At 55.9% G+C, this 10,389-nt stretch carries 9 protein-coding genes and 2 pseudogenes; 4 read left to right on the forward strand and 7 right to left on the reverse strand.

The window, feature by feature from the left end; genetic code table 11:
* The 3 genes and pseudogenes from ACETWG_03040 to ACETWG_03050 form a co-directional block, all read left to right on the forward strand.
* The coding region (locus ACETWG_03040) for a sodium:proline symporter (GenBank protein MFB0515565.1) at positions 1-293 on the forward strand (293 nt) is incomplete at its 5' end.
* Positions 294-454: 161 nt separating this feature from the next.
* Positions 455-619 (forward strand): annotated as a pseudogene (locus ACETWG_03045) (gamma-glutamyl-gamma-aminobutyrate hydrolase family protein).
* 48 nt (positions 620-667) lie between these two features.
* Positions 668-1,001, forward strand: a pseudogene (locus tag ACETWG_03050) (hypothetical protein).
* Here ACETWG_03050 and ACETWG_03055 read toward each other — a convergent pair.
* The 4 genes from ACETWG_03055 to ACETWG_03070 all read right to left on the reverse strand — a co-directional run bounded on the left by ACETWG_03055 (position 935) and on the right by ACETWG_03070 (position 4,998).
* A complete protein-coding gene (locus ACETWG_03055) occupies positions 935-3,331 on the reverse strand; it encodes a glycosyl hydrolase family 18 protein (GenBank protein MFB0515566.1) in 2,397 nt (798 codons plus the stop codon). The pseudogene ACETWG_03050 and the gene ACETWG_03055 sit on opposite strands and share 67 nt — an antisense overlap.
* 115 nt (positions 3,332-3,446) lie before the next feature.
* Entirely contained in the window at positions 3,447-4,673 is a 1,227-nt protein-coding gene (gene lysA / locus ACETWG_03060) for a diaminopimelate decarboxylase (GenBank protein MFB0515567.1), read from the reverse strand.
* Complete coding sequence (locus ACETWG_03065; GenBank protein ID MFB0515568.1) at positions 4,663-4,788, reverse strand: hypothetical protein; 126 nt, start codon at positions 4,786-4,788, stop codon at positions 4,663-4,665. Before ACETWG_03065 ends, lysA begins: the two co-directional genes overlap by 11 nt.
* A gap of 33 nt (positions 4,789-4,821) precedes the next feature.
* The gene (locus tag ACETWG_03070; protein ID MFB0515569.1) at positions 4,822-4,998 is read right to left on the reverse strand and encodes a hypothetical protein; all 177 of its coding nucleotides are present in this window, start codon (positions 4,996-4,998) and stop codon (positions 4,822-4,824) included.
* Positions 4,999-5,040: 42 nt separating this feature from the next.
* On the opposite strand from ACETWG_03070, the gene ACETWG_03075 reads away from it, so the two are divergent.
* A complete protein-coding gene (locus ACETWG_03075; GenBank protein MFB0515570.1) occupies positions 5,041-5,190 on the forward strand; it encodes a hypothetical protein in 150 nt (49 codons plus the stop codon).
* Between the two features lie 136 nt (positions 5,191-5,326).
* Here ACETWG_03075 and ACETWG_03080 read toward each other — a convergent pair whose 3' ends face one another.
* From ACETWG_03080 to ACETWG_03090, 3 genes are all read right to left on the reverse strand, one after another.
* Positions 5,327-6,364 (reverse strand): PorV/PorQ family protein, encoded by a 1,038-nt coding sequence (locus tag ACETWG_03080; GenBank protein ID MFB0515571.1) that lies wholly within the window; start codon positions 6,362-6,364, stop codon positions 5,327-5,329.
* A 7-nt stretch (positions 6,365-6,371) separates the two neighbouring features.
* Complete coding sequence (locus ACETWG_03085; GenBank protein MFB0515572.1) at positions 6,372-8,519, reverse strand: hypothetical protein; 2,148 nt, start codon at positions 8,517-8,519, stop codon at positions 6,372-6,374.
* Between the two features lie 17 nt (positions 8,520-8,536).
* A partial coding sequence (locus tag ACETWG_03090) for a hypothetical protein (GenBank protein ID MFB0515573.1) occupies positions 8,537-10,389 on the reverse strand: 1,853 nt, incomplete at its 5' end.

Below are 10,389 nucleotides of genomic sequence, written 5' to 3' on the forward strand. Positions count from 1 at the left end.
CTACCGCTGAGAAGACGCTCACTGCCTTCTACGAGCGTATTCACCCCGGCGGCGTTCTGTGGCAACCCGTCGCGGCTCGGCTGCCCCAGGTGCAGAGCGATCGGGGGTATTGGCAGCTGTTCATCGACTGGATTGCCGGCTGCTTCCTGGTCTTTTTTGCCCTGTTCGGATTTGGGAAGCTCATCCTTGGCCAGCACCTGATGGGATTGCTTTACCTGGCGATCGCCGGTCTGGCCGCCGCTGTGATCTACTGGCACTTATCCCGCATAGGTTGGGAAAGGGTGGGGGATTAGGAAATCCCTACTCAGGAGCGGCATGGCTAGCAACGGCATTGGGGGAGCGTAGTATAATCGTTAGTGCTAGGCCGGTGATTGGCCTGCCGGTGTCCCCGCCGGAGGGCGGGAGCCCATTTTACAGCCTGAACCCCGAATACACCGATGCAGTGTGGCGGGCGGTGGGCGATCCGCTGGCGTTTCCCCTGGTGCCGGACCCAGTCTATGCAGACCGGATAGTGTCCTTTATCCAGGGCCTGGTGCTTACGGGCAGTGCGTACGATCTGGATCCGACGCGGTACGGCCAGGTGCCTCACGAGAAGCTCAAGTCCCCTGACTGCGCTCGGGACGAGTTTGACCGTCTGGTACTGGAGCGGGCTTTTGAACAGGCCCTGCCGGTGCTGGGCTTGATCGGCTTCCCTTCTGAGAATCTCCCCATGGCCCTCATGCGGCCGCTTTCCGGCAGCGGCTCCCTGGGTTTGCTGACCGACATGGTGAACGAATATGGGGTAGATGCCCTCTTCACGAGGATTGGCCACCATGTACGGCTCAACGGAGACCACCTTCTACGTCCTCGCAGTGTATTTCGGTTCGGTGGGCATCCGGCGGACTCGCCATGCGGGCTGTCCTTCGCGGGACGGGGCATCAAGGCCTGGATCGGCTCACTTCTGTAGGATCATTTTACGTGTAACCGGGCGGCCCTTGTCCACCTTGAGGGTTACAAAGTAAAAGCCCGACGCGAGCGGCCGGCCGGCTGCATCTACCGGAATGAAGTCATAGGCATATTTTTCAGCCGGCAGATAATGGGAGACGAGGGTGCGGACCAGTGCGCCTCTGAGGTTATACACCGATAACTGCACATCACCATCTGTAAGTAGTTCGTAAGGGATGGTGGTGGCTGTCTGGAAGGGATTGGGGAAGTTCTGATACAGGACATAGCGGGGTTTTTCCGGTGGGCCAATGGCGGGTGTAACCTGGAAGAATTCCATGAATCGTTGCATGAGTTCATCACGCACCCCAGCGGGATAGATGGTTTCGAAGCCCACGGCCAGATAGACCAGGTGGCCAGTCCGGCTGCCGGTGCCGAAAGTCCCTTCGTAGGCGATCGCCGCACCCCCGGCCGCTGCGACGTCGATGCCCTGGTAGGCGGCAATCAGGCTCGCACCGCCAGTAGGGCGGATGCCGTCCGGCCAGTCCACATCATAGGTCCCTTGCTGGCCGTTGTCGAAGTGAAATGGCCCCAGGCCAGCCAGGATGGAACCGGCTACCGGGATAATTGTATAGCCGCCGCCGGTGGCGTCATCGGCCACATAGGTTGCCTTGAAGTAGTCCTGGTAGAATTGGCGATCGGATGTTGTGCCCTGGGCAACCAGATCGTAGCCGATCTCCGATCCCGAGACCAGCAGGTTTCCACCGCTGGTGAGATAGGCGGCGATCAGCGACTGTTCCTGGGGAGTGAAACTGGAGTTGGTGGCGGCCTCCTCGCCGCAAATCCAGATGACAGCCTCGTAGCTGCTCAGATTCACCAGGCCCGATTCCGCGGCCTCGTTGCTGCAGGCATCAAAGGCCAGCTCCAGCCGCTTCACGTGGGGGCCATACCGGCGAAGGAAGTCGAAGGTATTGTGAGTGCCGGTGGTGCGGTCAAAGCTGTTAACAATCAGCACCCGGGAGGGGCGCTCTCCCGGCACCGTGCCGAAGACCTCGGAAAAGGGACCATCGCCGACCGTATTGGAGGCCTTCACTTTGAAGTAGACCACGCTGTCTGCCGGCAGGTTCCCAACCTCAAAGGTGGACATCAGATAAGAGCCATAGGGCGTGAAGTTCACCCCATCGGTGCTGGCATAGAGCTGGTACAGGTCCGCCAGGATTCCCGTAATGGCGATAGTAACTGATCCGTCTCCGTTGTTGAAAGCGGCCACTGTGGTTGGTTTGGGCGGCGGGACGCCGGCCGTAAAGTGATCAGCGAGGGCACCCCACAACTCCAGCTGGTCGCCATCATAGCCCAAGGCCCACATGCCCACGCCGGCCAGGTCCTTATCCAGGGCCAGATTGTACTTCAGTGACAGGCTCAAACTATCATCGTACCACACCTGCCGGATCCCTTCGGACTGATAGTTGAACCAGGGGGTAAAGGAGTTGTTATCCCAATTGGAACCGTAGGTTTCAGCCATGGAACTGGCCTGGCTGTAAATCCGTGACTGGCCTGTGCTGGTGGTGGCGGCATATTTCGCTGTGCTGGAAACCGGCCAGTCGTAGCCGTAATAAGGCAGTCCCAGGACAATCTTGGAGGAATTGCTGCCGGTTTTGGTCAGGTAATCGTTCACCGTCCGGCGCACATTCCAGGAGAAGCCGTCCAGGGGGCTGACGGGGCCGGCAGTAGGGCTGCTGCTCCAGTGATAATCGTAGGCCATAATGAAGAGACCGTCTACAATCCGGGCGAGGGCATTGTAGTCCCAGGCACCTGACCAGTCCACCGCCGGGGTAGCCATAGTGACGAGGGAACCGGGGATGTTGTTATGGACGGCATTGGTCAGGTCTTGCATGAAGTTGACCATGTTATCCCGCTGACTGGCTGGCAGGGGCTCAAAGTCGATGTCAACCCCATCAGCCCCGGCGGCCTGGACCTCGGCCAGGAGGTTGTCGATAGCCCGTTGCCGGTTGGCAGAGCTGCTCAGGAGAGTTTCAATTTTGTTGGTGCCGCCCCAGTCGAAAAGGGTGGCGCACAGCTTGACTTTGACACCCCGGGTGTGGACAAAGTTAATAAGCTCGGCGCGGGGCCAGTTGTGATCGTTGATGATATTGCCATTGGTGTCCAGCTCAGCGGAGAAGTAATTAATCTGGGTAAGCAGATTATAGTCCAGGTTGGGGTAGCTGTCGTATTGCCAGTAGGGGAGATAGCCGATGATTTCCCGGGAGGGTGCTATTATCCGCGGTAACGGCGGCGGCAAGGCCGCGGCGAGGCTGTCGATACGGGCAAATTCCACGACCACTTCCCGGTGTGCCTCCAGTTCCAGCAGGTGGATGGGAGGGCGCTCCTGGGAAAAGAGGTAAGCAATCATACCCGGAGCTATCGCCAGGAGAAACAGTGTGCGTGGTAGGGGATGTGTACCAGCAGCCACGAGCTAGCGATTAAGTTCTTCTATAAGGAGTTTGATGAGGGGTTGCCTTGATGCATCAGGGCAGGTCGATTTCATTGGCAATCATGTCCTCCAGCGTTTGCCGCCGGCGGACGAGGCGGGCGGACGACTGACCCTCCACCAGCACCTCGGCAGCCAGGAGCCGCGCATTGTAGTTTGAGGCCATGCTGGCACCGTAGGCTCCTACATCATGAATGCAAACCAGGTCCCCAACCTGGGCTGGTGGCAGGGGGCGCTGCTCAACCAATCCTCCCGTGCCCTGGGTGAAAATATCGGCTGACTCGCATAACGGCCCCGCTACCACCCTGGGAGCGGTGGACTGGTCATCCCGGCCAAGGATGGAGATGTGATGATAGGCACCATACATGGCGGGTCGCAGGAGGTTGTCAAAGCCGGCGTCCACCAGGATATAGTCAATAGTTCCGCTGGTCTTGGTGCCCCGTACCTCGGTCAGCAGGAGTCCGGCCTCTGCTACCAGGTAGCGCCCCGGTTCCACCTCCATGGTAAGGGCTCGTCCCAGGGTTGTTTCCAGGTCGGCTTTGGTTTCCTGCCAGTCCTGGACGTAACGGGCAGCGTCGAATAGTTCTTCGCCAGGGCGGTAAGGCACCGGTAGGCCGCCGCCGCCGGACAGGGTGGTAACCGTATCGGCGGCCATGAGGGCGGCGGTGCTCAAAGCCTGACGCACGCGGGAGAGGTGCTCGAAGTCGGCTCCGGAACCGATATGCATGTGGATGCCGGTCACCTTTAGCCCCGCCTCAGCCGCCCGGTTAAGCACAGTGGGTAGCTGCGCATGCCAGATACCGTGTTTGGACCCGGGGCCGCCGGTGTTGACTTTCCGGTGGTGCCCGTAGCCAAAGCCCGGATTGATACGCAGGGTAATATTGTGGCCCGGACGGATGGCAGCGTACTGCTCGATCATGTCTGGAGAGCCGAGATTCACATGGATGTCGTGGTGCTTCAGGAGATCCAGGATGAGGTGGTCAAATAGATCGGCCGTAAAGACGATCTCTTTCTCAGAGAAGCCGGCCTGCAGAGCACGATACACCTCACCGGCGGAGACCGCATCCACCTGCACGCCCAGTCGGTGTATCCACTTGAGTAAGGTCAGGTTGGCGTTTGCCTTCAGAGCATACCGGATGATATCAAATCCCTTTAGGTCTCGCACTCGCTGGCGGATAACGTCCACATGGTAGACATACAGGGGAGTCCCGAATTCACGGGCCAGATCATATAGGAGCTGGTCGTCGAGAGACCTAGGCTTCAACGGGTGACTCCAATAAGCTCAGCCTGATCTGGCGCTGAGTGACTTGCAGCTCCACAGGCAGGGAGAGGGGGAATGTGGGACCGGCAAACATCCGTTCCAGTTCCCTGGCCCGCATATCCGGTGGTCCCGCAAACTGATGCTCTTGGGCTCAATTGGTTTCGCCCCATATAAGCCGGTAACCTGCCGCCTCCAATACCTTGCCGGCCTCGTCCAGCTGCTCCGGTTCGGCCCACTTGGAGGGAGAGACGATACCGATGGTTCCTACCGGTGGGAGGGCTTTGGGCTTGATGCGCGGTTGCCGACCGGCACTCTGGCTGAATACCATGCAGGGAATTTAAGGTAGTAGCATGGCTAATGGGGTGGCGGGTTGAACTACCGATCGCGGGATTCGCTGCTGGCTATTTGTCGGTCCCGGGTAATCGAATCTATTGACCGATTGGAGCGATATACCGCCGAGCAGGAATACTTCAATATCTCAGGGCAGTTCCATCAGCCGGATGGCAGGCAAACAGCCTAAAAAAGCAATAGGGTCTTACTTATTTGGTGTAATGAAATAACAGTTGTGATTGGCGGTTTTCCCGGAGCATGTGCTCTCGTCCAGGCATCCCCGGCCCTTGGAACGGGCCTTGAGTCTGGATTGAGGGTTTAACGGATTATGTCCCGAAACGAATTCCGATGGACATCAGGTGGATGTCTCCGAAAACCCCAAAATTCTGGAGGGCATAGTCGTAATGGATGCCTCTGAAATGAATGCCGACACCGATGGTGGCCCCTCGTTCGGTATAATTGGACATATAACCGGTCCGGGCAATAAAGGTATCGAGAAGGCGATACTCAATTCCGATATGGAGTTTCTCGCCGAAATCGCGTCCGTGCCTGGACTCAAGACCAACGATGAGATCGTGCACTGATGGATCGATCCCGAGGAGGGATAGAAGCTGGAAGGAGGAGCCGAATTTCATAACGAAGGGCAGGGGGAACGGCTCATTCACATACCGTACCTCTCTGGAAATATTCATGACCGAGGCTCCGAAAGAGATGCCGTATAGATCGAAGTCGTAATAGGCCCCCACATCCACCGCAGGTACGGTTATGGTATAATTTTTCTTGGTAATGCTGCTGTCAGGCACCGTGCCGGTGTCATCTACCTGGCCCAGGTAAGCCACACCCAAGTCCTGATGGGCCAGTTTGAAGTGGAGACCGAAGGTGAACCGATCACTGACTGCCCGGGCATAAGCGATACCAAAAGCGTTGGCATTGGGACTGAACTCGTCTGTCTCTACATAGCCGCGTTTCCAGTCCGGGGCGCTGTCGCCTGGTCCGGGGCGCCGGGTACCGTAAAAGGTGCCATAATCCATGGCAATAGCGCTCACGGCCAATACACCGATATTGCCCAGACTCAGGGCGCAAGCCATGGAGGTTTGGTTAATATCGGCAATGCCCTTTGTGTAATGGACACTCAGATCAAGGCCTGACGAGATCCACCCTAATCCGGCGGGATTCCAGAAAATCGCCGAGGAGTTATGCAGATTAGTGATCCCGAAGCCTCCTCGACCCACAACTTCGGCGTTAACCGGATTCTCGAGGAATCGGAATCCCGTTTGAGCCTGCTTCTTGATCTGCCCGTAACCGGACTGTATAGCGATGAGGAAGACAATAACTCCATAGTAGAGGAATCGTGCACGCTTCATCGGATGATCACCTTATTATGACGAATTTAACGAATTGGTCCGGGAGGGGCCGCCCCTGGATGTCCTGCGCATTGTGGACCATAAGTATGTAGATACCGCTGGCAACCAGTTGCCGGTAATCTGTCCGCAGGTCCCAGCTATTATCAGCGGTGCCGTAGTGCTCAATGCGCTTAATTAACTCACCGGTTTCGGTGTAGATGCTCAGGGTGGCTTCAATGGGTAGGTTGACAAAAAGAACCTTATTTGCTTCACCGGGGAAGCCCAGGAAACCGGCGGCGGCAGTGACCGGATTGGGCACTACCCGGACCTGATCACTCACGTCCAAACCCGGTTCGAAGCTGATAGCGGGCAGGCGGGAGCGATTGGCATAGCGTGAGCTTTCCAGTTTCTGGCCCGGGAAGAGCCCGGTGGTGTTCTGTGATCCATCGTCCATTGCAGTCACGGCGTAATAGTAGGATACCCCCCGCCGGGCGGAGGAATCCCTCCAGGTCAGCTGGTGGCGATCCTTGATCTCATGCATGAGTTCCCACGTGAAATTCTGGTAATCGTCTTCAGGATCGTCCACGTAATAGGCCCCGGTCTTGCGGTAGATCCGCCAGGCATACCAGTCGTCCACCCCGGTGTGTGGATCGAGATAGTAGTCATCGCTGGGATAATACCACTCCACGGTATTGTATTCGGGCCCGGAGGTCACCTTGATATTTGGCGGTGGTGGTGGCGCGGGTACGTTCTCAAGTCCAATATTCCAGGCCCAGTTGGCCCGATCCAGCACCTGAACAAGCGAGTCACGGCCCATCTCAATGAACACATTTTTCTCGGCGTTAGTGATCTGCTCTCTGAACCACGCCTTGCCAAGGCTGTCGGCAATCGCGTAGCCCACATCCCCGACGCCGATGGCCCATACTACCTTGATGGAGTCATAACGGCCAACCGTCGCATCCTTAGTCAGCTCGTACGGCCCCAGTGCCATCACCCGCATGTAGCCTTTTTCCGGCAGCTGCCCGGTAATGCTCCTGATATCCCGGGGCCATTTCCCGTGTTCCCCGTGGCCGATATATTGGTTGCGCATGGTAAAATCGGTGCGGCGCCCGAAAAAGTGATAGATATGGGCATGGGGCATAGCGTAAGGCTGGGTGAGATCATCTTTCGTCGCACCGGGCGGGATCACTTCCAGCAGGGCATAACCTGGAACCTGAGTGGAATACAGATGCCCATTGACTTTGTCCGGATCGCCGCTATCGTCGTTGGAGGGCCATACATCACTGGTGGCGAATTCCGAATACGTATCCCAATAATAGCCGATGTGGAGGGAATCCCGATCGCGATCAGGTACCAGCGTCGAGGGAGTTACCAGCCAGTCATCCAGGTCATCTTCCGATTCGTAGGTGAAGAATCCCATGGCGGCTTCTTCGCCCGCCTTGGTCGGACCGAATGCCGGTGTGAAACTCCACCACAACCGTACCGTCTGGTCGGGGAGGAGGTGCTCATCAGTGATCACATTATCCTCAACATCCGCAGCCAGATACAATTCCCCGGTGAATTTCATGGTCTGTTCCCAGATGAGGTAATCGTCGTGGTTGGGATTGGACAGGGCGTAGATATTGACCTTGACCCGGATACCGCCATAATCAACTGAAAGATTGCGATTGTAGTAGATATCCTCAAAAGACGCCACTATGTCCGCCGGGACTGTGGGATCGGTTTCCCAGCGGTAGGGAGGATCGAGCTTGATATCATCGACGACCATTTCCGGGGGAGCATAACGGCGGCGTTCCCAGCTGTAATCGGTATGAAAGCCTTCCGAACGGAGCCATTTCTGCCTATGCCGCACACCCTCCCGATCCACATAGCCCGAATCGTCATAGCAAATGATGTTATAAAGATGAAATAGCATGTTTGACTGGTACCGGTCCTGCGGGAAGTACCATTCCTCGGTATTCTCAGGATTATCGCCTGTGAGATTCCAGGAATACTGGCTGGCCATGCCACCATCACCAATGCGGGTGCTCAGGGTGAAGTCAATGGCGTTCACATTGATCTCCAGGGGCTTTTTATCCACATAGTCCTTCTGCCCCCATAGCAGGGACACAGACAAGGTGCATAGCACAACCCAAACGCCCCGATCGCTTCTGATGTGTCTGAAGATTGAATTCATGATGTCCAGCACTCCTGCTAAAGCTTAAACCGGATACCCAGGATGATTCGCCTGGGATTCAGGAAAATGGGGGCTTCCCACCATCCGGTATCAATATGGCTGTTATCACCCCATGAGCCGTACAGCAACTTATGGATCTGCTCTTCGAGCCAATTGGCATCGTCCGGTAGGGGCATATCGAACTCGCCCCACTTATCGTTCCCTTTCAGGGTATCCTCCTTAAACGGTAGATGCAGCGACTCCTTGTAGGCCTCACGCTGACCAAATACCAAGTTATTTACCGTGAGCCGCTTGATATCGAGCAGATTCTTTACCGTCAGAACCAGATCAACTTTCCCGCGTAACAGGGATTTGGTGGCCCTGAAGTCGAGGTTGAAGTAGTCCACAACATCCACTCTGAGCTGCTTATCGGGATTGGGCTCATTAGGATTGAAGACAAAATAGCCTCCCTCCCGCCATTCGATGAGGAAGTTGGCGAATAATCCACCGAGGAAGCGACTGCCCAGCAACCGTGGTCCCCAATTCCGGGGCGTATGAAAAGCAAGGCTGGTGTTGATCGTGGGCCGTGCCTGGGGATTCTGCTCATTGGTTTCACGTTCCTGCAGATCGGCCTTCAGCTGGTTTTCATAGATGTTTGAAAGCCCGGTCTGCCCGCTACTGAACACCTGGTAGTCATAATTGGCCCAGAAAGTGAAGAAGCGTCCGATATTCTTCTCAAGCCGCATCTCAATACCGCGTATATCACGGTAACCGTCCGGTGCGTAGGTGCTTATTTGCAGGTCCTCGTAATAGTTGATGTAGGTCTTTTCCAGAGGCCGGTTCTGGACATCCTTGTAATAGAAACTGACGTTATACAAGTAATTGTCCAGGAAACTCTGTTCATAGCCAAACTCGAACGACACAGTCTTCTCAAAATCCAGACCGGGGGTGGGAATTTGCCCATAGTTGGTCATGTTGTAGAGGAAGGAAATGGGAGCCCGCTGATAGAAATGTCCGTAGTTGAAATACATTTTGCTGCTTACGCTGATGGGGAAAGAGGCCCCCAGACGCGGCGAGAGCAGGAAGGTACCAGCCGATTTTTTGCGGGGCCATCCGGGCGGATCATTCAACACCTCACGGTAGGCGGTCCACCTCTCGTAGGAATCAAGATCACCGGGCAGCTGATCGTAGTAGCGGGTCAACTCCCGGTAACCCTCATCCAATGGGTGACCCACTTCGTAGCCGTCCCGAATGGGATGGAAGTAATCGGCTCGGATTCCCACCGTCGAGATGAATCCTTTGAAGGTGAGCACATCCTGAAAATAGAGTCCCACCTCAGCCGGATGGACGCGATAATACTGAAAACGGCTGGGCGGAAAGGAACTGGCACTCCAGCCATCTCCAGAGTAAACGAAGATATCATGATAGCGGACATCGAAACCCGTTTCGATCTTATGAAATTGATTGATCTCGTTGGTATAGTCCCCCTTGAGCTGGTAGACTGCCGAGAAGGATGAGTCAACCGCCGGGGTATGGCTGTACAGGACGAATTGGGTCAGCTGGGGATCATAGAACCTTCCGGACGCACCGTTGGGCGAACCAGTGCTGTACCAATAGGTCGCATAGATCAGACTCTTATCAATCGAATCGGGATTAAAACCCTCTGGGTACCGTTCTAAGTAATCATAGAATACTGAATCCGCATAGGCGCTAAATATAGACGGAGAAAAGATGGAATCAGCACCAATATAATAACTGGAGTCAACCGGTACGAAAATCCAGTTCTTCGACTGATTGGCATCGGAGGCGTTGGCTCGGAGTTGATTGTCGGTGTAATTGTAGTTGAATTCCAGGGTGAAGAAAGAGGTAGGGGATAGGGTATGTGTCAAAG

It is taken from the genome of Candidatus Neomarinimicrobiota bacterium (assembly GCA_041862535.1).
Lineage (GTDB): Bacteria > Fidelibacterota > Marinisomatia > SCGC-AAA003-L08 > TS1B11.

Excerpts from the sequence above, each read along its gene's own strand:
- ACETWG_03065 (MFB0515568.1), bottom strand. The coding sequence starts at position 4,788 with ATGCGGGCCAGGGAACTGGAACGGATGTTTGCCGGTCCCACATTCCCC.
- ACETWG_03070 (MFB0515569.1), bottom strand. The coding sequence starts at position 4,998 with ATGGTATTCAGCCAGAGTGCCGGTCGGCAACCGCGCATCAAGCCCAAA.
- ACETWG_03080 (MFB0515571.1), bottom strand. The coding sequence starts at position 6,364 with ATGAAGCGTGCACGATTCCTCTACTATGGAGTTATTGTCTTCCTCATC.
- ACETWG_03085 (MFB0515572.1), bottom strand. The coding sequence starts at position 8,519 with ATGAATTCAATCTTCAGACACATCAGAAGCGATCGGGGCGTTTGGGTT.
- ACETWG_03055 (MFB0515566.1), bottom strand. The coding sequence starts at position 3,331 with ATGATTGCTTACCTCTTTTCCCAGGAGCGCCCTCCCATCCACCTGCTG.